This window comes from Peribacillus sp. GL_122 (genome assembly GCF_057835005.1).
Genome location: NZ_CM174415.1, coordinates 3664346 through 3687340 on the forward strand (window position 1 = coordinate 3664346; position 22995 = coordinate 3687340).

The 22995-nt window shown below is 40.8% G+C and carries 25 protein-coding genes; 1 reads left to right on the top strand and 24 read right to left on the bottom strand.

Going from position 1 to position 22995, the window contains the following annotated elements; genetic code table 11:
- Window positions 1–163: 163 nt before the first annotated feature.
- Window positions 164–1036: a YitT family protein gene (locus AC3ISB_RS17635; protein ID WP_098370766.1), complete on the top strand. Its 873-nt coding sequence runs from the start codon at window positions 164–166 to the stop codon at window positions 1034–1036.
- A gap of 137 nt (window positions 1037–1173) precedes the next feature.
- Here AC3ISB_RS17635 and AC3ISB_RS17640 read toward each other — a convergent pair whose 3' ends face one another.
- The 24 genes from AC3ISB_RS17640 to spoIVA form a co-directional block, all read right to left on the bottom strand.
- Window positions 1174–1848, bottom strand: coding sequence for a zinc metallopeptidase (locus tag AC3ISB_RS17640; protein WP_347939837.1), 675 nt, complete (start codon window positions 1846–1848; stop codon window positions 1174–1176).
- Between the two features lie 85 nt (window positions 1849–1933).
- Window positions 1934–2719, bottom strand: coding sequence for a sporulation protein YpjB (gene ypjB, locus AC3ISB_RS17645; protein WP_098370768.1), 786 nt, complete (start codon window positions 2717–2719; stop codon window positions 1934–1936).
- Between the two features lie 118 nt (window positions 2720–2837).
- Window positions 2838–3434 carry a lipoprotein heptaprenylglyceryl N-acetyltransferase LhaT gene (gene lhaT / locus AC3ISB_RS17650; protein WP_098370769.1) on the bottom strand — a complete coding sequence of 199 codons (597 nt, stop codon included), beginning with the start codon at window positions 3432–3434 and terminating at the stop codon, window positions 2838–2840.
- Window positions 3435–3611: 177 nt separating this feature from the next.
- Window positions 3612–4379 (bottom strand): menaquinol-cytochrome c reductase cytochrome b/c subunit, encoded by a 768-nt coding sequence (locus tag AC3ISB_RS17655; RefSeq protein WP_364279416.1) that lies wholly within the window; start codon window positions 4377–4379, stop codon window positions 3612–3614.
- Between the two features lie 56 nt (window positions 4380–4435).
- The gene (gene qcrB, locus AC3ISB_RS17660) at window positions 4436–5110 is read right to left on the bottom strand and encodes a menaquinol-cytochrome c reductase cytochrome b subunit (RefSeq protein ID WP_034307974.1); all 675 of its coding nucleotides are present in this window, start codon (window positions 5108–5110) and stop codon (window positions 4436–4438) included.
- A gap of 3 nt (window positions 5111–5113) precedes the next feature.
- Window positions 5114–5620 carry a QcrA and Rieske domain-containing protein gene (locus tag AC3ISB_RS17665; protein ID WP_098370771.1) on the bottom strand — a complete coding sequence of 169 codons (507 nt, stop codon included), beginning with the start codon at window positions 5618–5620 and terminating at the stop codon, window positions 5114–5116.
- Window positions 5621–5780: 160 nt separating this feature from the next.
- Window positions 5781–6242, bottom strand: a complete 462-nt coding sequence (locus AC3ISB_RS17670) for a YpiF family protein (protein ID WP_141993563.1) — start codon at window positions 6240–6242, stop codon at window positions 5781–5783.
- 160 nt (window positions 6243–6402) lie between these two features.
- Complete coding sequence (locus AC3ISB_RS17675; protein ID WP_063233222.1) at window positions 6403–6954, bottom strand: ReoY family proteolytic degradation factor; 552 nt, start codon at window positions 6952–6954, stop codon at window positions 6403–6405.
- A 41-nt stretch (window positions 6955–6995) separates the two neighbouring features.
- On the bottom strand, window positions 6996–8267 hold the full coding sequence (locus AC3ISB_RS17680; RefSeq protein WP_141993564.1) for a tetratricopeptide repeat protein: 1272 nt from the start codon (window positions 8265–8267) through the stop codon (window positions 6996–6998).
- Window positions 8268–8633: 366 nt separating this feature from the next.
- Entirely contained in the window at window positions 8634–9920 is a 1287-nt protein-coding gene (gene aroA, locus AC3ISB_RS17685; RefSeq protein ID WP_489273795.1) for a 3-phosphoshikimate 1-carboxyvinyltransferase, read from the bottom strand.
- A 23-nt stretch (window positions 9921–9943) separates the two neighbouring features.
- A complete protein-coding gene (locus AC3ISB_RS17690) occupies window positions 9944–11047 on the bottom strand; it encodes a prephenate dehydrogenase (protein ID WP_141993566.1) in 1104 nt (367 codons plus the stop codon).
- Window positions 11048–11094: 47 nt separating this feature from the next.
- Window positions 11095–12207, bottom strand: coding sequence for a histidinol-phosphate transaminase (hisC, locus tag AC3ISB_RS17695; RefSeq protein ID WP_098370776.1), 1113 nt, complete (start codon window positions 12205–12207; stop codon window positions 11095–11097).
- 83 nt (window positions 12208–12290) lie between these two features.
- On the bottom strand, window positions 12291–12659 hold the full coding sequence (aroH, locus tag AC3ISB_RS17700) for a chorismate mutase (RefSeq protein ID WP_489273796.1): 369 nt from the start codon (window positions 12657–12659) through the stop codon (window positions 12291–12293).
- A 24-nt stretch (window positions 12660–12683) separates the two neighbouring features.
- Window positions 12684–13763 (bottom strand): 3-dehydroquinate synthase, encoded by a 1080-nt coding sequence (gene aroB, locus AC3ISB_RS17705; RefSeq protein WP_489273797.1) that lies wholly within the window; start codon window positions 13761–13763, stop codon window positions 12684–12686.
- Between the two features lie 3 nt (window positions 13764–13766).
- Complete coding sequence (gene aroC, locus AC3ISB_RS17710; RefSeq protein WP_098370778.1) at window positions 13767–14939, bottom strand: chorismate synthase; 1173 nt, start codon at window positions 14937–14939, stop codon at window positions 13767–13769.
- Between the two features lie 255 nt (window positions 14940–15194).
- A complete protein-coding gene (locus tag AC3ISB_RS17715) occupies window positions 15195–15968 on the bottom strand; it encodes a CheR family methyltransferase (RefSeq protein ID WP_489273798.1) in 774 nt (257 codons plus the stop codon).
- A 175-nt stretch (window positions 15969–16143) separates the two neighbouring features.
- The gene (gene ndk / locus AC3ISB_RS17720; protein ID WP_076365651.1) at window positions 16144–16590 is read right to left on the bottom strand and encodes a nucleoside-diphosphate kinase; all 447 of its coding nucleotides are present in this window, start codon (window positions 16588–16590) and stop codon (window positions 16144–16146) included.
- Between the two features lie 96 nt (window positions 16591–16686).
- Window positions 16687–17649: a heptaprenyl diphosphate synthase component II gene (gene hepT / locus AC3ISB_RS17725; RefSeq protein ID WP_098370780.1), complete on the bottom strand. Its 963-nt coding sequence runs from the start codon at window positions 17647–17649 to the stop codon at window positions 16687–16689.
- A 34-nt stretch (window positions 17650–17683) separates the two neighbouring features.
- Window positions 17684–18394, bottom strand: a complete 711-nt coding sequence (locus AC3ISB_RS17730) for a demethylmenaquinone methyltransferase (protein WP_098370781.1) — start codon at window positions 18392–18394, stop codon at window positions 17684–17686.
- A 3-nt stretch (window positions 18395–18397) separates the two neighbouring features.
- Window positions 18398–19222 carry a heptaprenyl diphosphate synthase component 1 gene (locus AC3ISB_RS17735; RefSeq protein ID WP_141993570.1) on the bottom strand — a complete coding sequence of 275 codons (825 nt, stop codon included), beginning with the start codon at window positions 19220–19222 and terminating at the stop codon, window positions 18398–18400.
- Window positions 19223–19470: 248 nt separating this feature from the next.
- Window positions 19471–19719, bottom strand: a complete 249-nt coding sequence (mtrB, locus tag AC3ISB_RS17740) for a trp RNA-binding attenuation protein MtrB (protein WP_076365643.1) — start codon at window positions 19717–19719, stop codon at window positions 19471–19473.
- A 20-nt stretch (window positions 19720–19739) separates the two neighbouring features.
- On the bottom strand, window positions 19740–20306 hold the full coding sequence (gene folE, locus AC3ISB_RS17745) for a GTP cyclohydrolase I FolE (RefSeq protein WP_076365641.1): 567 nt from the start codon (window positions 20304–20306) through the stop codon (window positions 19740–19742).
- A 305-nt stretch (window positions 20307–20611) separates the two neighbouring features.
- The gene (locus AC3ISB_RS17750; RefSeq protein ID WP_034308023.1) at window positions 20612–20884 is read right to left on the bottom strand and encodes an HU family DNA-binding protein; all 273 of its coding nucleotides are present in this window, start codon (window positions 20882–20884) and stop codon (window positions 20612–20614) included.
- 505 nt (window positions 20885–21389) lie between these two features.
- Window positions 21390–22868: a stage IV sporulation protein A gene (gene spoIVA / locus AC3ISB_RS17755; protein ID WP_098370783.1), complete on the bottom strand. Its 1479-nt coding sequence runs from the start codon at window positions 22866–22868 to the stop codon at window positions 21390–21392.
- Window positions 22869–22995: the final 127 nt, after the last annotated feature.

The following is a 22995-nucleotide window of genomic DNA, read 5'->3' on the forward strand; positions in this document are numbered from 1 at the left end:
TCACCCATTCTTGATTTTCGTTTTCAAACATCATACCTTCTCCATGTTAGCTAAAAGTGAAACAGAAGACAACAGATACGTTCGCGAATCAAAATTGCCCATAGTTGGTTAATTAGTTATAATAAGTAAATTGATGATATGCAAACCTTTGGAGGTATGGGACATGCTTTTGGGCTTAAAATTGAAAAATATTATATTCATCCTTTTTGGGGCTGGAATATTCGCCTTTGGCCTCGTGCATTTTAACATGCAGAACAACTTGGCCGAAGGCGGATTCACCGGTCTCACCTTGATTATATATCAACTTATCGGGATAAATCCTTCTTATTCTAATTTGATTTTGAATATTCCCTTATTTTTAATTGGGTGGAAATATTTAGGGCGCACATCTTTCTTTTATACGATTATCGGCACGGTCGGCCTCTCCGTTTGGCTTTGGATATTCGAGAGATACGAAATTGAAATCGATCTCGGAAACGATTTGATGCTGGTGGCATTGTTTGCCGGGGTTTCTGTTGGTATCGGGCTGGGCATCATCTTTCGCTACGGCGGGACAACAGGCGGAGTGGATATCATCGCCCGTTTTGCCCATCGTTACTTGGGGATGGGCATGGGACGGACCATGTTCATCTTTGATGCCGTCGTCATTGGCCTGTCCATCCTAACCTACCTTGATTACCGGCAAGCGATGTATACCCTCGTTGCCGTATTTATAGGTGCCAGAGTAATCGACTTTATGCAAGAAGGGGCCTATGCTGCTAGAGGTGCAATGATCATTAGTGATAAAAACAAGCAAATTGCTGAAAAAATCATGAATGATATGGAGCGGGGCGTAACCGTATTAAGGGGATATGGGTCCTTTACACGCAATGACCGGGAAGTACTCTACTGTGTTGTTGGTAAAAATGAACTAGTCCGCTTAAAGACTGCCATAACATCGGTGGACCCTCATGCATTTGTATCTGTAAGTGAAGTGCATGATGTATTGGGTGAGGGCTTTACCCTTGATGAAAACAAGAATCCCATTGAAAGGTAATCCTTTTATTTGTGGCATACAGATGGAATGCAATCCTTATGAATGTTGCCCTACTAACTGAATTTTATTAGCAATGTGAAGCAAATACTTTTAAAAATAAAAAAGGACCCCATCCCAAGATGGTGTCCTTTTTCAAATTAATCCTCTTCCCTCATTCCTGTATACATAAGCAGAAGACGAACTAATTCCAGAACGGCTACAAGAGCAGCAGCAACATAAGTCATCGCAGCGGCATTTAATACTTTTTTCGTTTCCCGTTCTTCATCATTCCGGATGACCCCAACGGAAACGAGTTGATCCATCGCCCGAGAGGAAGCATTAAACTCCACCGGCAGCGTGATTACTTGAAATAATACTGCAGCTGCCATAAATACGATACCCGCTATTAATAAGCCTGGGATTCTGGCTAACACCCCGATTAAAATCAAAATCCAAGATATGTTAGAGCCAAAATTAGCTACCGGTACTAATGCATGGCGGAAACGCAAGAATGCATATGCTTCTTTATCTTGAATCGCATGTCCAACTTCATGGGCTGCAACCGCTACACCGGCAACTGAATGGCCGTGATAGTTATCAGATGATAAACGCACCGTTTTATCCCTTGGGTCATAATGGTCTGAAAGCATTCCAGGTGTCTCTTCGACCCTGACATTGAACAGTCCATTTTGATCCAAGATGGCCCGCGCCGTCTCAGCACCATTCATACCAGAAGAGGCCGATACCTTTGAATATTTTTTATACGTGCTTTTCACTTTCATTTGTGCATAAATCGGGATTAAAATGATAATCGCCAAATAAATGAAATACATGGTATCCTCCTATAACTATTATTACTCTTAATTCTATGGATTGAAGGCAACCATGTCAAATATAGTGTTCTCTTCCCGTGTCTTTTTAATCATTATGCTCTTTCCTTGGTTTTTCCCTATCACCTTTATATTTTCTCCAGCCTACATATGAAAGCGTCATGATAATGATTGAGCCTGTCGATATGATGACCCACCAAAGGGAAGGATCTGTATCATCTTCCCCCATTTCATCAAAAATGGTGCTTAGTTCGTTTTGCAGCGCATCCAGTTCCTTTTGACTTTCTCCATCACTGATTACCTCAGGACGGTATTGGTTGATGTATTGGATCCTCGTGTCCAGTTGCTGCATCGTTTCTTTAGAAAGGTCGACTTTCAAGCTTGGATATATCATTTCATATTGTGATAGGAATAAGTTCAATTGGCTATTGAATGTAATTGTGTCTTGATTGATCGCGGCGTTCTTTGTTTGCTGGAAGGAATTCATCATTTGATCCTCCATCTCTGTCCAAAGGGGCTGATGGGTAGACTTGACCGCATCAACAACAAGCCGGAACTTTGTAACAGAATTAACCTTTTCGGAATCTCCCTTGTTCATATCCTTTATTGTCATCAACGCCTCATTATGAGCTACAGTGATAATTCGAAGTTCGTCCATGTCAAGAATCTGCTCTTTCGCTGTCTCTTTTAAAAACCGGTCAGAAAAAAACGTCAGCATCTTTTCCGAATCTCCATATCGCTTCAACTTGGTCATTTCCAAGGCTCTATCGGAAATGTCATCTAATTGCTCCAAACTTGAAGAGGATGCTGCATAGACAGGGAAATGTAAGACGACAAATAAAACAGCAATGGTTAATATGAATTTTTTCAACATGCTACTCGTCCCTCCTCATATCTCTACTAAAACGATATGAAAGAAAAAACATGAGTAGACCTCGTTCAACATAAAAAAGTTAACCCTGCTTTTACAAAGCTGTATTTAGAGTTAACTTTTAAGGGATGAAGGATAGGGTGATTCGCTTATTTCTATATCCAAAGTACCAGCCGACAAAAATGGAAAGTATGCTGAGCCAAAAAGTGAAATAGCCTATCGAATTCATATATACCAATAAATCACGGTATATTGGCATCATTTCAAAAACATAATCGATAATGTCATTATGTATGGTCCAAATCCCTGCCACTATCATATGCCAAGGTTTTATTCGATAAAATGGTGCATATAATACACCTTGAATCGCCATCCCCAAATGAGAAGCCATTAACATATAACCTTCCCATGGCAATGAACCTGTTGTCACCAAGGTCATCAAATTCATTACAACTGCCCATATGCCATATTTGAATAGTGTCATTATCGCCAATGCTTCCATAAGTCCGAAATTCCTTCTTAATAGGAACCCAACTAAAACAAATACAAAAAACAGGCTGGCAGTCGGGCTATCCGGTACAAATGCCAAAAAAATCGCCGGAGTGTTTTCCAATTGACTACCGTACCAATAATATCCATAGGCAGTTCCGAATATATTTATTAATAATAACAAAGCGAGCATTTGCCGATTTGCAAGCCAACTGTAAATTACATTCATTCTTTTACCCTCACTTACATTCTTATGTATACTCATTTTACAGGCCATCAACCAGAAAACCAAGTATTCATTTCAATTTCTTCTCATTAACACTTCAATTTACCAATAAAAAAGCCGACAACCGTGGTCGTCAGCTTCTTTTTGCAGCATATGAAAGAAAATCTGTTGATGGCTATATTATTTTGTCGATAAACCTGATACAAATTCAGCTAATGTTTTCAATTCTTCATCTGTACCTTTGAACATGCCAGCTGGCATGTCACCCTGGCCTTTGACTGCGATCTTAGAGATTTCTTCTGGTTTTAAACCAGTGTCAATTAAGCTTGGTGCTCCTGCTCCACCAGTTAATTCTGCTCCATGACAGCTGATACAGCCATTAGAATCCATTAATTTATACCCATCGCTCTCTTTATCAATGTCTGCACCTTCAACGATTGCTCCTTGCTTCTTGGAAGCTTCCCAATCGTGATGGGCTGCGGACTCCCATGTTAAATAGAAAACGCCGGCCATTGCCAATAACATGAAGCCTACAGCAAAAGGACGTTTCGCCGGGCTCCGCTCTGGACCACGATCTAGAAAAGGTGCCAAGAGCAATGCCCCGAAAGCCAAACCAGGTATTACCATGGACCCGATTGCATTATAAGGACCTGAAGCATAAGTATACTTAAGTAATTGGTAAAGGAATAGGAAATACCAGTCCGGCAGCGGAATGTACCCTGTATCTGTTGGATCTGCTATCCTTTCCAATGGTGACGGATGTGCGATTGTCAGGCAAAGATAACCTACAAGAAATACAGCTCCTACCATCCATTCTTTTAAAAGGAAATTAGGCCAAAATGCTTCAGTTTTCCCAGGATATTCTGAATAATCTTTCGGAATATTCGGTTTACGGTCCGCGGAGATACGCGAGTCACCTACGAATTTCATACCTTTCCCACGATGCATTGAACAATTCCCCTCCTTTATGAAAAGGTTTTTTTGGTTTTTGGTTCACCATTCTTTTATAGTGGACCTGAAATACCTTGTTTTCGGATCATCAGGAAATGAGCCGCTAGTAAAGCAAATAATGCTGCTGGCAGGAAGAATACATGAATTGCAAAGAATCGTGTCAATGTCTGTGCTCCAACGATGGTTGGATCTCCTGCTATCAATGTCTTGAGTGCCGGTCCCATCAATGGTACCGATTCGACAATTGTTAAAGTAACCTTCGTTGCGAATAGCGCTTTCATATCCCATGGCAATAAATAACCAGTCAAGCCTAATGCCAGCATGATGAAGAAAATCAATACGCCGACCATCCAGTTCAATTCACGCGGTTTTTTGTAAGCTCCCTGGAAGAAGACACGAAGAGTATGTAAAAACATCATAACGATAACTAGACTTGCTCCCCAGTGATGCATACCACGGACAATTTGACCGAAGGCAACTTCATTTTGCAAATAATAAACAGATTCCCAAGCGTTTTTAATGTCCGGGACATAGTACATCGTCAAGAACATGCCTGACAAGATTTGGATGACCGTAATAAAGAAAGTTAACCCACCAAAACAATATACGAATGCAGAAAAATGATGTGCGGGGTTAACATGTTCAGGAACCTCATGGTCAGCAATATCCCGCCATAATGGCGTAATATCTAAACGCTCGTCCACCCAGTCATATAACTTTGTTAGCAATGTTTACGCCTCCCCATGCGGTTTTAGTTGACCCAAATAAAGTATTCCGTCTTTTTCTTTCGTGTCAAAGACATCCAATGGTGAAACCGGCGGTGTCCCTTTCACATTCATCCCATCTTTCGTATACCTGCCATAATGGCAAGGACAGAAAAATTGATTCGGATTAGTCTTATCCGTATTCCAACCTACCGTACAGCCTAAATGTTTACAGATTGGAGATAAAGCAACGATCTTACCATCATCCGTTTTGTAAACCCATGCTGTATTTGTTTCTTCAGACTCATACCACCCATCGACCTGTTTAAAACTAAAGTCGACACGGGTTGGTTCGGTAGTCAGTTCACTTACCTTCTGTTTAGTTGCAACGTAATCCCCGCCTTTATCAGCTGATAATACAGGATCAATTGCAAACCTAACCATAGGCATCAACATACCGGCCGCCATAAATCCACCAACGCCAGTAAGTGTGTAATTAAGGAATTGACGTCGTGAAACATTATGCTTGCTCATGCGTTTTCCCCCCCTCTATTACTATACTGAGAGCCCAAAGGACCAATAAATAGCGACACTATAAAACTAGGACATTTCCATGATATCTCAATAATTTACCAAGGTCAATATTTGTAAAACCCAAAAGGTGGCAACAATGTGTCAAATATTGCGAAAAATCCTACTTTTTTTCATTTTTCCAATTATAAGAGAAAATATCAAGGATTTGGAGAACTTGCTGGTTAATCATTTCCCTTGCTTGTTCAATTTCAAGCCCATCGAGGGGGATGGCAGGAATCCATACTAAATTATTTTCTAATTCCCGCTCTTCCTTTTTCCACTCAAAATCCGATGTAAGAAAAAAAACATGCTCGAAATCATTTTCTTTCACTTCATTGGCCCAACGCTTTAACCGCTCAACCTTATCCATTTCATCACTTATATAATGAAATGTTGGCAATAAAAGAATTCTTCCTTTCATCTGCTTTTCAATTTCCAAGCTTAGAATGGTAAGAAATTCATTCATTGAGCCCGATTGCTTCATTTGACCTTTAAAAGATAGGGGAACCAAAGGAATCAAAACGGTATCCACATACTCTTTTGACTGCATATACATGTCAAGATCTTTTGCTGTCCACTTCATGTCTACTTCACTCCCGATTTTTTGAATCAACTCCTTTTCATTTTACCATTATTTTTATAACATATTTACCATATACCCATAGTCTTTACAGAAATGTGGATTTTATCAATGTTTTATAAAAAATAAAAACCTTTCCTGATTACGGAAAGGTCAATTTATTTTATCCAAGTACTTTTAATTGATTCAATTGTTCTGTTAAGTTCTTAAATGCTTGTTCATCATGCTTATCAAGTGCTTCATCGATTTCCTTAAGCAGTCGATCCCTTTGAAAATACAACATGCTTCTTTCTAAAAATTGTTCAGCCAGCAGCTGATCTTTTTCATTCGATGCAGTTGATTTCGGCATGAAGGGATTGTGCTCGAGTACCGCTGCATACTGATAGGAAGAGTAAGACGATTTAAAATTGAGCTGAATATAAATGTCTTCATCCCGATTTAAACGGATATCATGAAAAGATTTCTCTGCATCGGTCGTCATGATATTGGACTTATAGAACCTGAAAGGGACTTCATCCACACAATGTGTCGACATGATCAGTCCACGTGGGCAATATTGTGCATTTTCTACAAAATGAACCTTTTTCATTAGTTGATCATGACTCATTAAGTAATTCAATATCCATACGCATTCTCTTCGTTTCAATTGATAATGATTTAAAAACCACCGAATAAAATCCTTCTTCTCATTCACAGAAACAGGGGCAGCCACCATGAATTCCCTCCTCTGTCTTGATTTAGTTTTGTTTCACTTATCTACATTTCATCCGTGCTTTCACCTAGCCGCTCCAAAATCATTGCATACTCATCATTCGCCGGGTTCATCTCAAGCAGCTTATTAAATACTTCTCTAGATGTGGCTCTGTCTCCTTCTTCAATTAAAAAGAAACCATAATCTTCAAGGAAATCTTGATTGTTCTTGAATGAATTATATGCTTTATGATAGCTGGTTAATGACTCTTTAAATTGCTCGGTTTGCTGATAAGATACAGCAGCTATCCATTCAAACTGCGGATCATCCTCTCCATATCGCCTTACTTCACCAATACACTCCAATACATCTTCATACCTTTCGTGGTGCATATACAGTTTCAATAGGGTGAGTGCAGCTTCCAGGTATCCCGGATCAATGGCAAGTGCTTCTTTAAATAGATTTTCCGCCTCTTCATCAAGCCCGCTTTTCAAGGCTATTTTTCCACCGAAGAAGTAAAGTTCCTTATTGAATTCATCAGCCTTGATTCCTTCTTTGACCGTTTTCAAGGCATTTTCCAGATCTTCAAGATGTTCATAACTCTTTGCCAGGTACAAATATAGAGAATGGTATTCATGATCTAATTCTTTCAGTTCAATAAACTTTCGTACGGCTGTCTCATAAAGGCCTGCCTGAAAAGCTGTAAATGCATATTCAAATAGGGTATTGATTTCAAGTCCATCCTGTAAGGCCTTTTCAAAGTGCGGAAGGGCCTCCTCGAACTTCCCTGAACTGCTTAATGCTTCAGCAAGCCTCTGATTGACATTAACACCAGCGATTTCTTGTTCATGTTCCAAAACCTTTATGTAATTTGCAATGGCTTCCTGATCCCTTCCTTGATGAAAGAACAGTTCAGCTAGTGCAAAATCAATGATGATCTCATCTGGAAGCATTTCCTTGGCTTGCTGTAATTTCCGTTCGCTGACCTCATCCATCCCCTGTAATTGATAAAGGTCTGCTTCCAAAAGCAAAGCACTTGGATATACTTCATCATCTGCACTTACTTTTTCAAGCATCAGCATCGCTTCATCTTCCTGGTCCATATCAATAAGGATTTCCGCCAACGAAACAATCAATTCTCCTTCATTGGGATAGAGTTGCAGCAGATGTTCAAAAAGATCCTTTGCCTCCTCCGCAAAACCAAGCTGGAGCATTTCTTCGGCCAGCAACAATATGTCCTCTGCTGACTCTGATGATTTAATTCGATTTATATGTTTAAGAGCTTCTGTTAATTCCCCTTTTTTTAAATGCTGTATAACTTGTTCCACTGTATTCATTGTTGAATCCTTCCTTTTGCATGATAGACTTGGTCCCTAGTCATACACACTCACGCCATAATGTAACATATTCTTCCATTAAGAACAAAATACCATGTAATCGCGAGATGCATAGTAAACAGTATTCATTAGTTTACCATACTGTAGCCCTGTATTCCATTGATGAAGTCCCCTCCCATTCTCATTAAAAAAAGGTTACTAGTTAATTCTCCACGCTACGGTAAATCTCCTTTTTGATCATGAACCCCTTTTTCATTATTTTCATGACCATACAGGTAAAAAAAGCCCGGATGTTAGCGCTTTCAACACTTTTAAGCATTTAAAAAAGTTTACAGACCAAATAAGGTATGTAAACTTTTTTTATATTTACTTTATCAATTGGCTCAAATGCCCAAAAAATTGTGGATATGATACATCTATGGCATCAGGGTCAGCAAGTTCCACTTCCCCATCCGTTATCAAAGCCGCTACAGCGAGCATCATCCCGATACGATGATCTCCATGGCTTGTAACCATACCTCCATTAAGGGCTTTACGTCCTTTGATGATCAATCCGTCTGCTGTCGGGGTTATATCTGCCCCAAGGATGGAGAGCTCATTTGCAACAGTATCAATTCGATTCGTCTCTTTCACTTTAAGTTCTGCTGCATCCTTGATTGTCGTTATCCCTTCAGCCTGTGTTGCCAGAAGTGCAATTACCGGTATTTCATCGATGAGGCGGGGAATTAGATCACCGCTGATGGTCGTCCCTTTTAGTCGGGAGCTTCTGACAGTGATGTCTCCTGCAGGTTCACCCTCGCTCGTCTTCTTCTCTATCGTAATATCCGCCCCCATCGATTTCATGACTTCGATGATTCCAGTCCTTGTCGAATTAAGGCCCACATTCTTTAACACCACTTCACTATTTTCCGTAATCGCTGCAGCCACCATGAAGAAAGCCGCCGAAGAAATATCACCCGGCACATGGATGGCGGTCCCTTTGAAGACTTGGTTTCCGCTTACTTTAATCGTTTGACCGTCCTTTTCGATTTTCCCGCCAAACTCTTGGATCATTCGTTCTGTATGATCACGGGTCTCTTCCGGTTCGATAATGATCGTTTCACCTTCTGCCTGTAAACCAGCCAAGATTATCGCTGATTTTACCTGCGCACTTGCTACAGGCAATTCATAGCGAAACCCTTTTAATTTGCCACCTCTTATGAAGAGCGGGGTGTATTCGGCTCCTTTTCGGCCATCAATGACTGCTCCCATCTGACGAAGAGGGTTGACTACCCGGGTCATTGGACGTTTGGCTATCGATTCATCACCTGCCAAAACGGCCGAAAATTTCTGTCCTGCCAAAATGCCCATCATTAACCTGATCGTCGTACCAGAATTTCCGACATCCAGTACAGATTCAGGTTCCTTCAATCCATTAAAACCTTTGCCTTCAATTTTAACGTTCTGGCCATCTTGTTCAATATGGACTCCAAGCTGCTTAAAACAGGAAATCGTACTTAAACAATCGGCTCCTGGAAGAAAATTAGTGACTGTCGTTTCCCCTTCGGCTAGTGCTCCGAACATTATCGAACGATGGGAGATCGACTTATCTCCAGGTATGGCAATCGAACCACGTAATGTCTGGATGTTCGTTTGTAATTTTTTTGTATTCATAAAACCATCCTTTCCTATCAATATTATGCCAGGATCGTTTCATAATCTGTATGTCTAGAAATACACTCCGCAGCTTTTATGCGATCAACGTCCGTTTGAAAGCTGATGACCAGCACACCGTATATCTCTTCCCTGGTTTCAATGATCCTTATGTTTGTAATGCTGATACCTTCTTGAGCCAAATATCCGGTAATCTCAGAAATTATTCCGGCATAATCCGGTATATCGATATATAAATCATAAAACGCTGGTATGGCGCCTTTTGCATGTGTTGGCAAATCATCCCTGAAAATCTTGGCATCGGTAAAGAATCGAAGGATTTCTTCACTATCTTCATTCGCAACCAGACCTTTTATATGCTCCATTTCATTCAGCCAATCATTCATTAATTCAAGTAGCACATCCCGGTTATGTAACAAAATGTCACGCCACATTTCCGGACTGCTTGAAGCAATTCTTGTAATATCTCGGAATCCGCCTGCTGCAAGCCTTGAAATCAACTTGTTTTCCTTACTGTAATTTTCTGCCTGTTTAACGAGCCCCGATGCGACAATATGCGGAAAATGACTAATGACCCCAGTCAGCTTATCATGCATGGCAGGACTCACAACCAGAAAGTTAGCTCTTGTCCCTTGCAGCCACCCTTTCAGCTGCTCAACTTTTTCTTCTTCAATGGAATCTCCGGGAGTAAGCAAATAAAATGCATGTTCGAATAAATGCAATTTGGCTGCCCCAGCGCCGCTTTTATGGGAACCAGCCATAGGGTGCCCCCCGATGAAGGCCACCCCTTTATCTATCAATGGTTTTGCTGCCTTAACGACTGTATCCTTCGTACTTCCTGCATCCGATATGAGGACATCACTTTTTAACTCCATATCGGCCAATTGAGCTAAAATCTTCACGGTTTCATTGACAGGCACAGCAAGTAGAATTAAATCAGCTTCACGTGCTCCCGCTTCCAAAGATGATACAGAATCATCAATGATTCCCAATAGCATCGAAAGTTGAATATTCTTTTCACTTAGGTCCGTACCAACAATCACAGCTTCAGGATGTGCATGGCGTACAGCCATGGCCAGTGATCCGCCAATTAGACCTAGACCTATTACAAAAACCTTACCCTTCACTCTTCTCTCCCCCGCATCTTTTATGCTCCTCTAGGTTTGATGAAACGTTAAAGCAGCGAATCAGAAGGTGCCTCAACTTCATTCAAAAAAGTCTTAATAGCATTAATCATTCCTTCATTTTCTTCAGTTGAACCAATCGTTACCCTCAGGCTGTTAGGAAAACCGAAAGATTTCCCCGACCTTGCGATGTACCCGCGCTCAAGCAAATATTGAAACACCACATCGGCATCCTGTTTAAAATGGATAAAGATGAAATTACCTTGTGACGGGTAATAAGCTAAATTTTCCTTATTGCAAAATTCATAGTACCGCTTGAGCCCTTTTTGATTTTCTTCCTTGCATTTTTCAATGAAGGCTTGATCCTCCAAAGCGACGATAGCAATATTCTGTGCGAATGTGTTCACATTGAATGGTTCCCGGGATGGATCTAGTTTCTGAATAATATCCTCATCCGCCAAACCGTACCCTACCCTAAAACTGGCAAGTCCATAAATTTTTGAGAATGTCCGGAGTATGATCAAATTTTTATATTTATTAATCCATTGATTCGTTCTCGGGTAATCCTCAGCCGTTGCATATTCACAATAAGCTTCATCCAAAACGATAAGAACATCTTCCGGCACTTTTTCGATGAACGATACTAAGTCATGTTCCGAAATGTATTTACCAGTTGGATTATTTGGTGTACAAAGCCAGACTACCGCCGTTTTTTCATCTATTACTTTAAGCATTCCTTCTAGATCGTGAGCACCGTCAATATGAGGAACTTCCCTGATTTCCGCACCTTCTAACGTGGCATTATGGCGATACTGCGAAAAAGTGCCTGTTGCCATGACCGTATTCTTTCCAGCTCCCAATAGACTCCTGGAGATGATTTGAATGTTCTCATCAGATCCATTCCCAAAAATAAGCTGAGTTTCTTTCACACCTGTATGTTTTGCAACAGCTTCCCTAAGCATCGTTGCATATCCATCCGGATAGATGGCAAACGAATGGGTTGAATTCCTAACGGATTCCTTGACCTTTTCCGAACAGCCAAAAGGATTTTCATTTGAAGCTAATTTCGTGATTTTTTCCAGCCCGTATAATTTTTTCACTTCATCAGTGGATTTTCCCGGTTGATAAGACTTCAAGGAAAGGACCGCTTCATTCCATTTCATGTCAATCACCTCTATATATTTTTATCACTTTAAAGTAAGAAAGTGCGAGAATAGTATATCATATTCATAGATTTAAAATCATCTTATATCTGCTTTGTCAAATCTGGCCGTAATACCGTAGCCCCTGCCTGGTATACATGATGTATCTCTTTTTGAGATTTCGTCGTATTTACGTGGATCATGACCCGGATGCAAAATGGCAAGGAATTGCTCACCGGTATTTCTTTCATGCATGTAACCGGTACATAAGTCCAGCCTTCGAATTTCCTCAAGGCTTTGGCAGGGAAGACAGAACGAATCTCTTCCGTCGCAGAAAAAAATACAGAAGCTACCATATCGGGATCAATCTCGTTAACCTGAATGATCTCTACCATCAACTTTTCGGCAGCTGAAATCACTTCCATTTCTGTGTCTCTCTCTACTGTAGTGGCACCCCTTATTCCTCTTATCACACATAGTCCCCCTTCTTCAGAACTCTATATCATATCAGCCATTTCCTCTATCAGCTCAGAGTCGGCTAAATCCATTAATAGCGGTGACCCCACTTCGTTTAGCAGAACAAAGGTAGCTGCATCATTGACCGATTTTTTGTCTGTTTTCATTAAATCAAGCAGCATTGCATGTTCAAGTCGGGTTGGAATGGTTATTTGATAACCTAAAGAAGAAACCCAGCCAATAAACTCATCTAGCTTAAAATCGAGATCCACTTTCTTTCTGCTTAATTTAAGAGCATATACCATCCCGATTAAAATTGATTCCCCGTGCGTAAAGTTTCCGTATCCCATTGAACTTTCCACTGCATGTCCAAGCGTATGACCAAAATTCAAAAAGGCACGAATGCCATTTTCCTTCTCATCCTCTTCGACAATTTTAGCTTTAATGCCAATTCCTTTTGTAATCATTGTCAGGAATTGCTCATCCGTTATATTATTTAAATCAATAATATTCGACTTTAACCATAGATAAAATTCATTATCTGCTATCAAGGAATGTTTAATGACTTCCGCAAAACCTGACCTTAATTCTTTAAGAGGCAGAGTTTTAAGAAATTCAAGATCATAAATGACCGCTTCAGGCTGATGAAAGGCCCCAATCATATTTTTCCCTAGCGGGTGATTGATGGCAACTTTACCGCCCACTGCACTATCATGGGCGAGCATAGTCGTCGGAACCTGTATAAATGGAATCCCTCTCATAAAAGTGGCCGCGACGAATCCAGCCAAGTCACCGACTGCACCACCGCCAAGGGCGATAATCAATGACTTGCGATTAATCTGATGGGATAAGCAGAAGCTTTGGCATTCATAAAACACATCGAAAGTTTTAGCATGCTCCCCTTCTGGCACTACATGATGCAGGACCGGTTTTCCGGTCTTGATCAGGGCGTTTTTCACAGTCTCCAAATGAAGTGCCGCCACTTTCTCATCAGTTATGATCAGAATCTTGTTTAGGTGATTTAATTCATGTGTTATTAATTCTGGCAATTCATTTATTGCCTTCTTGCCAATTAAAACCGGATATTGCTTGGAAGCCGTTTTTATTTGGATGGATTCCATGATTTAAAACCCCTTTACTTCTTCCCGATATGATCTCATGTATTCTGCTAATTGCTCATACCGATCTGAAGGGAATTGATCAACGATGGCAGCCGCCAGCTCCCATGCCACTACCGCCTCAGCAACTACTGCTGCTGCAGGAACCGCACAACTATCGGAACGTTCGACACTTGCTTCAAACACTTCCTTCGTATCAATATCAACACTTTTCAAAGGTTTATATAAAGTCGGGATCGGCTTCATCACACCGCGTACAACTATCGGCATTCCAGTTGTCATACCGCCTTCAAAACCGCCAAGGCGATTGGTTTTACGGTAATAACCCTGACCTTCGTCCCATGCGATTTCATCATGGACATCACTGCCGAATAGATGGGCCGCTTCAAAGCCAAGACCTATTTCCACACCTTTAAATGCATTGATGCTCATTATCGCTGCGGCTAGTTTTGCATCAAGCTTACGGTCATAATGCACATAACTTCCCACACCCACCGGCATTCCTTCTACAATGACTTCAACGATTCCGCCAATGGAATCTCCTTTTTGTTTCGCTTCATCAATTGCATCCTTCATTTGCTGCTCTACGTTTTTGTCAAAACATCTAACAGAAGATTCTTCCGTTACTTGTTGCAATTGCTGAATCGTTTCGTATTTTGGCGGTTCTGCCTTCACTCCGCCAATTTCCAAAACATGCGATGCCACTTCTATCCCCAATAATGACAATAGCTTTTTAGCGACAGCACCTGCTGCCACCCTTACTGTCGTTTCACGGGCTGAAGAGCGTTCCAGAACATTTCTCAAATCGCGGTGCCCATATTTAATCCCGCCGTTCAAGTCGGCATGACCAGGACGAGGCCGGGTGATTTTACGTTTAATTTCTTCAGCTTCCTCTTCTGAAAGCCCTTCACTTCCCATAATCTTTGTCCAATGCTTCCAGTCATCGTTCTCAACCACCAAAGCAACCGGTGAACCGAGTGTGTAGCCATGTCGGATTCCCGAAGAAATAAATGCCTGATCTTTCTCGATCTGCATCCTTCTTCCACGTCCATGCCCTTTTTGCCGGCGCCCTAATTCTTGATTAATATCCTCATTCGAAATCGGCATTCCTGCCGGTAATCCTTCAATGATAGTAGTCAGTTGCGGACCATGTGATTCTCCCGCTGTTAAATATCTCATCTTCCAGCCCCCTTTTAGCACTTTAAAGTGTATATGTATCAATATACCACAATTTTATGAAATGTGGGTATATGTAAAACGTAAAAACCATATTGTTTGAATTTAATCACTTTTCTCTCTATTTTACAAGTACTTAAACATTTTCGATATAGTTTAATCTTTCAAATTTGAGTTCTACTGGATTTGCTATTACACGACAAACGAAAAGGGACTGAATGCTCATGTACAGAATCAGTCCCTTTTTATCCAAAGTATTTACTTTTTCTTATAAAAAAATGTGTCGACCGTTTCAAATTGATATTTTCCTGGGGTGAATATTTGCTCTGTACTTCCTACAAAAAAGACCCCGCCGCTTTTTAGTGATGCACTGAATTTTTCATATAATAAATTTTTGGCTTCTTCAGTGAAATAAATTAAAACATTGCGGCAAATGATTAAATCGAATCCCAGTTCGAACCGGTCAGCGAGAAGGTTTTGCTTTTTAAATGTCACCCTACTCTTGATTTCATCATCGACACGATAAAACTCCGCCTTTTTTTCAAAGTATTTCCTTTTGATTTCTTCAGGTACTTCATTTAAGGAACGTTCAGGATACATCCCCAATTTTGCTCGCGCCAATACATTTTCATCCAGATCCGTCGCCAATATCTCTATCTGGCTAAGTGGAACCAGATTGGATAATATCATTGCAATCGTATATGGTTCCTCGCCAGTTGAACAGGCTGCACTCCAAATTTTCAACTTTTTTTTGCTTGCTAATAATCCAGGAAGGATTTTCCGCTCCAACACTTCCCATCTTTTCGCATTTCTATAAAATTCGGAAACATTGATTGTCATTCTATCCAAAAATTCATTTAAAACTCCGGGATTGGTTTGAATGTCTTTAAAGTATTCACGAAAGGAATGATACCCTCTTTTTTCATATAGATTTGTTAGTCGCCTTTTCATTTGCCCTTCCTTATATAATGCCAAATCAATGCCTGTCAACATTTTGATATTACGAATAAACTCTTCATATTCTTGAGGCATTCCTACGACTCCCCTGCACATAATTATTTTAAGTGGTCCTTCCCTTTATATATCGGAGAGTGCCATATTTTCTTTAAACTAACCTTGCCGGGAAACTAAATAAGCAATACAAAAAAAAGCGGGCTCCATCGCATAATGACGATGGAACCCGCTTTTTATAGAGTGATCGTATTAATTAATAAACCCACTCGCTTACAAGTTTAGAATACTCAACAATTTCTTCTTCTTTGAAGAATAAACCGATTTCACGTACAGCGCTTTCAGCTGAATCAGATCCGTGAATGATGTTTTTGCCGACAGTTACGGCAAAATCGCCACGAATTGTTGCTGCTGCTGCATCTTTAGGGTTAGTCGCACCCATCATTTGACGTGCAGTAGCGATTACGTTTTCACCTTCCCAAACCATTGCGAAGACAGGACCTGAAGTAATGAAGTCCACTAATTCGCCAAAGAAAGGACGTTCTTTGTGCTCACCATAATGTTGCTCGGCCAATTCTTGAGAAATTACCATTAATTTTGCTCCTGCAAGAAGGAAGCCTTTCTTTTCAAAACGGGAAACGATTTCACCGATTAGATTGCGTTGAACGCCGTCAGGCTTAACCATTAAAAATGTTCTTTCCATGAATGTCACTCCTAATATGTATCATTGTTATTTGCCTATATAAGGCAATACTTTTAGAATATTACCATTGTTTGATGAGTTTCGCAACTCCCATTATCAAAACTTTCTTTTTCCGATATTTTTCGCGATGTCCGATAAAGTTTTTCTAGCTTTAATGGCAGGAAGGCCTTTCAATTCAGTAAAAGCCTTTTCTAAATACATATCACTGATCCTCGCTGCCTGTTCAATGGCACCGGAAGTTTTTATCGCATTGATTATATGGGACATTTCGTCTTTTGGCGTATCTTCCCGAACTGTTTCGATAAGCTTTTTTAACTTGGGATCTTCCATAGCAATCAAAACGGGCAAAGTGATATTACCTTGAATCAAATCACTGCCGGCTGGTTTCCCAAGCTCTTCTTCCGAAGCCGTAAAATCCAATATATCATCGGTGATTTGATAGGACATACCGACATAATATCCGAATTTAAATAGCTTTTGATGAACCCGTTCTTCAACACCTGCTGAAATGGCTCCCAACTGGCAGCTGGATGCAATGAGCAATGCCGTTTTCCGTTTGATCCTTCTAAAGTAAATCCGCCAATTCTGTTCGAAATTGTACTTATCTTTTATTTGTTCAATTTCCCCAAGACATAGTTCAACCATAGTATCTGCGAGAATTTGATGCGCAAGCGGAGACTCGATAACCGCCATCATTTCCAGTGCACGAGCAAAAATGAAGTCGCCTGTGTACATGGCGACACGATTATCCCATTTTGACTTAATGGTAGCCGATCCCCTGCGTAAATCCGCATCATCCACAACATCATCATGTACAAGGGAGGCCGTATGGATGAGTTCCAAAGTCGCTGCGACATGCTTTACGACATGAATATCATAGTTGCCAAACTTCGCACCCAATAGGACGAATACCGGACGGATCCGTTTTCCACCGGATTGCAGTAAATGCAGGGAAGCTTCCCTTAAAACCGAGGAATCCGCTTCAATTGCGGCTTCCAGTTCTTTTTCTATTAATTGCAAATCTGCATTCAAAAATGAATACATCATTTTAAATTTCATACATTCCACCCAGCTTTGTCCATTGCTATTCTGCTTATTTTGAAGGCTTGTACCCGAAATGTGTTGCTGCTACCCCACCGAAATGGGCCTTATAACTGACATTTTCCATTCCTGCCTGCTTAAACATGTTTTCAAGCTTTTTCATGCCTGGGAAATCCCGGGCTGATTCCTGCAGCCATGAGTATTCACTATAGCTTTTTGCGAATAATTTGCCGAACATGGGCATAATGAAACGGAAATAAAAATAATAGCCCTGTTTAAAGCCTAGCATCGTTGGCTGTGATGTATCCAGGCAAACGACCATTCCACCCGGCTTGGCTACACGGTTTAACTCTTTAAGCACTTTCATGTAATCAGGGACATTCCGCAGCCCGAAACCGATCGTGACATAGTCAAAGCTATTATCCTCAAAAGGAAGTTCCATTGCATTCCCATGCATTAGGGAAACTTGATCTAGATTGAGTTCATTCACCTTTTGTTCGCCGATTTTCAGCATGTTCTTACTAAAATCCAGACCAACAACCTTTCCTTCTGGTCCTACTTCATTAGCAAGGGCAATGGTCCAGTCCGCTGTTCCACAGCATACATCCAGTGCATGGGCGCCTTTTGGGACATTCATGATGGCCATTGTAGCCTTCCGCCATTTAAGATGCTGTTTAAAGCTGATGAGGGAATTCATCTTGTCATAATTTCCGTAGATCTTTTCAAAGACATGATGAACTTTTTGCTCTTTAGACTGCTCCATGATTCACCCTTCTTTCACATATGAATTTGCTATACTCTCTGTTTGTTCCAAGATGGCCTTCACTCTTTCCAGTAGCTCATCATCCAACTTTGCAAGCTTCCGCATCGAGCGCTCTACGGATTGCCTTGCATCCCACAGGCACTTGTCGAATTGGGTGCGTACCTGTTCTTCTTTTATGGAAACTTCCCCACCAATCGAGTCATCAAAAGTCATTTCCCTTAGGACATCAAAAACTATCGATTGACCCGACTTCATATAACTGCACTTCTCGGCATGCAACCGTTTTAAAAGCAGCAGATCTTCCGATAGTTCCATCCAGGCAGGCTCACTATAATAATCCCCCAGTTTATGAATCAGCGAAGCCTCGATCGCTTTTATCGTCATTAAAAGCGTTGGTACATCATTAATGGACCCTTGTTGGTAAAGGATGATTTTATTATCATTTATTTTTTTTATCGCGCTTGAAAGTATACGGATCATATCAACATTACCTACACTGGCAAGCCCTTGATAATATAAGCCGCTATAGTAATCTCCGGCAAGCACTTGTAATTGACGATTTTTCAATACCTCGGGCGACTCGATTCCTTCACCCGAATTCGAGACGATTTCATGGGTATCCAGAGCTATTTGCACTAACATGGTTGAACTGATATATTGATTCCGTTTTTCGCTTGTAACGTCCAAATCGTTAAACAATCCCCAAAGCAATATCAGTTTATCTTCGTCCAAGCTTGGCTTTTGTATATACTTCAATAAATATGGATGTTGAGCTTTCGTTTCTATTAATCGTTTTAATTGCCTTATGTCGTCCGTAATGTTTAACAATTGAGATCACCCTTGCATCCCCGAAAGATAATTTTTTTTATACATATTGGTTTCTGTCTGTGTAAAATACACATTATTATACCATAAAAACAATCAGATGAAATGGTCAACGTTTATAAAATGAAACTTCCAAAAATAAGGAAACCATCGTCTTTTGCCCTTCAAAAAATGGATGCGGGAAATTTACAGCTTGTTAAACCCGATAATCAGATGATTGATTTACTAATTAACCAAGCAATGAGAAGCTATCATTTGTCAGGAGAATTCTTTTTGGAATCACTTTCTATCTCTCCGAATGGAGTATAGACCTTTGCATGGCCCCTGATTTTAATTGCCGAGGTATGTTCCGTGAATTGTGCAATCATCACCTCTCCTGAGTCAAGTTTTTCGGAGTGATGAAACTTGGTGTCCGTTCCCCTTGTCAACCCGATGACATTCACACTATCCTCAATGGCTTTGATTACGACAAAATCATTCAGAATCTTTTTTTCATTCATTTTTTCCTGCCCCCATGTCCTTAGTCTTTAATGAATGCCAGCACTTCAGCTCTAGTACGGTGATCCTTCGCAAACGTTCCCCTTACAGCTGAAGTCACTGTTTTAGATCCGGGTTTTTTTACACCGCGCATGGTCATGCACATATGTTCAGCCTCTACTACAACCATTACACCATGAGGCTCGAGCTTTTCCATTATCGAGTCAGCAACTGTAGAAGTGATGCGCTCTTGAAGTTGCGGACGCTTCGATACAGCCTCAACCGCCCGTGCCAATTTACTTAAGCCAGTCACTTTTCCGTTTTTCGGTATATATGCTACATGGGCTTTCCCGTAAAAAGGGACTAAATGATGTTCACATACTGAGTAAAACGGAATATCCTTTACAAGTACGAGTTCTTCATGGTCCTCCCCAAAAACAGTATCGAAATATTCCTTTGGATCTTGATTAAGTCCAGAAAAAATTTCTTCATACATTCTGGCTACACGGCTAGGAGTATCCAGCAGTCCTTCCCTCGTTGGGTCTTCCCCTACAGCCTCAAGAAGCATTTTAACTGCTTCTTCTAATTTGGCATGATCAACATTAGCCATTTTTTGTACCTCCTAAAAAATCAATAATATTATGTATTCAGATAAAAAATCCAAGGCGTTGCACCCGGATATCCATAATTGCAATTATTAAAGCGACTCTTCCCCCATACATTGGCGCCATTTAAAGGCAGTTTCGCCGGAAGCGGTATTCGGATGGTCATTTCCTTGTGACGGATTTACCATCTGCAGCGTTTCGAAAATATTCACTGTCTTTTATATTATCACAGATGGAAATTAAGAAGCAAAAAAAGGACCGCGTTTTCACGCGGCCCTTTTCGGTTAAGCACCCGTATGTAATGGTAGAATTACTTCACTGCATCTTTCAGCGCTTTACCGGGTTTGAAAGCTGGCACTTTGCTAGCTGCAATTTCGATTTCGTCACCAGTTTGTGGGTTACGGCCTTTACGAGCCGCACGTTCACGAACTTCAAAGTTACCAAAACCTATCAATTGGACTTTATCACCGTTTTTTAGAGCTTCTAAGATTGTATCAAAAACAGCATCAACAGCTTTTGTAGCGTCTTTCTTAGAAATTTCAGTTGCTGTAACAACTTCATTAATTAATTCTGTTTTGTTCATGCCATTCACCTCCTCCCAAAAGGGATCTTTATAAAAAATCATTATTACAACACTATAATAGTGATTTGATATTAGTTTCGGTCAAAAAATTTTCATTCCCTGACAATCATGGATTACCAAGCCCGATTAATTTCCAAATAATTCATCCAGAAATTTATAAATAGGTTGAAATCGCTGTTATAACGCGTTTTCTGTATGTAGATTATCACAAATCCTATTAGCTTAGCAAGGGAATTCAAAAAATAATGGGAATCTTTTCATTAATAATTGTATATATTATAAATTTTGTCTTTCGCTATTCATCATTTCCCTTTTTTATAGAAATTAAACTTATTATATTGCTGAAAATCGCTTAACCACAGGGTTTTTTCAAGATTATACTAAAAAACAGCAGATCATTTCAAATATTAGCATTCATAAATGATATTTTCCCTGCGATCCTGCCGTTCATCCCATGCAAAAAGACCAATCCATAAATGGAGTTGGTCCAGCTTTTAAACGTTTTCTATAATATGATGGCAATCAATCCCCCACTGCCCTCATTAATAATCCTCTCCAGTGTTTCTTTCAATTTATAGCGCGCATTGTCTGGCATCATCGCTAATTTCACTTGTATGCCTTCCCTTACGTAGGAACTTAGGCTTCTGCCAAAAATATCGGAGTTCCAAATGGAAAGTGGATTGTCTTCGAAATCCTGCATCAGATACCGGACTAATTCCTCACTTTGCTTTTCCGTACCGATGATTGGCGAGAATTCGGATTCGACATCGACCTTGATCATATGGATGGAAGGAGCTACGGCTTTTAACCTAACCCCGAACCTGGCTCCCTGACGGATGATTTCCGGTTCATCAAGACTCATATCATTAAGGGATGGGGCTGCAACACCATATCCAGTTTGTTTGACCATTCTTAATGCATCGGCCACCTGATCATATTCTGCTTTAGCGTACGCAAAGTCCTGCATCAATGATAACAGATGATCCTTGCCCCGGATCTCTACACCGACAATTTCCTTCAGGATATCATCATAGAGTTCATCAGGGGCGTATAGGTCTATTTCTGCAACACCCTGCCCCATCTCAATGCCTGCAAGCGCGGCACGGTCAATGAACTCGAATTCATTGAAATGACCGACTACACGATCTACATCCCTCAGGCGTTTAATGTCCTTGACGGTCTCTTTGACCGCGTCCTGGTAACTTTCCCTCAGCCAATGATCCTCGCGCAGAACCATTACCCAGCTCGGGAGATTAACATTGACCTCAAGAACAGGAAATTCGTACAGGGCCTCGCGCAGTACACTATAAACATCCGATTCCCGCATTCCTTCGACACTCATGGCCAATACAGGGATATCATACTTTTCCTGCAGGGATTCCTTCAGTGCTACCGTATTCGGGTGGTGGGGCTGAACGGAATTGACAATCATGATAAATGGCTTGCCAACCTCCTTCAATTCTTCGACAACCCTTTCCTCGGCCTCTAAATAATCACTTCGCGGAATTTCTCCTATCGATCCATCTGTCGTAACGACTACGCCTAATGTGGAATGATCCTGAATTACTTTGCGGGTACCGATCTCAGCCGCTTCATTGAACGGAATCGGTTCTTCATACCAAGGCGTGTGAATCATGCGGGGACCATTTTCATCTTCATACCCTTTAGCCCCGGGAATTGTATAACCGACACAATCGACTAAACGGATGTTCACGTCGAGGCCTTCAGCTACTTGAATCGATGCTGCCTGGTTCGGTACGAATTTTGGTTCCGTCGTCATGATTGTCTTTCCGGCTGCACTTTGAGGCAATTCATCCTGTGCCCTGGCACGGTCCGCCTCTGACGGAATATTCGGAATGACAACTAGCTCCATGAATTTTTTAATAAATGTGGATTTCCCAGTCCTGACGGCACCGACCACCCCCAAGTATATATCGCCACCGGTCCGTTCAGCTATATCTTTAAAAATATCTACCTTTTCCAAGGTATCCCCTCCCGAATTAGAGTTTTGGGATTTCGTTTATCCATTTGCATTTATTTAGGACATTATATATCTATGATGTTGTCCTAAAAATTTATTCCAATTATTTCCCTGGTTCAATCCCTTCCTC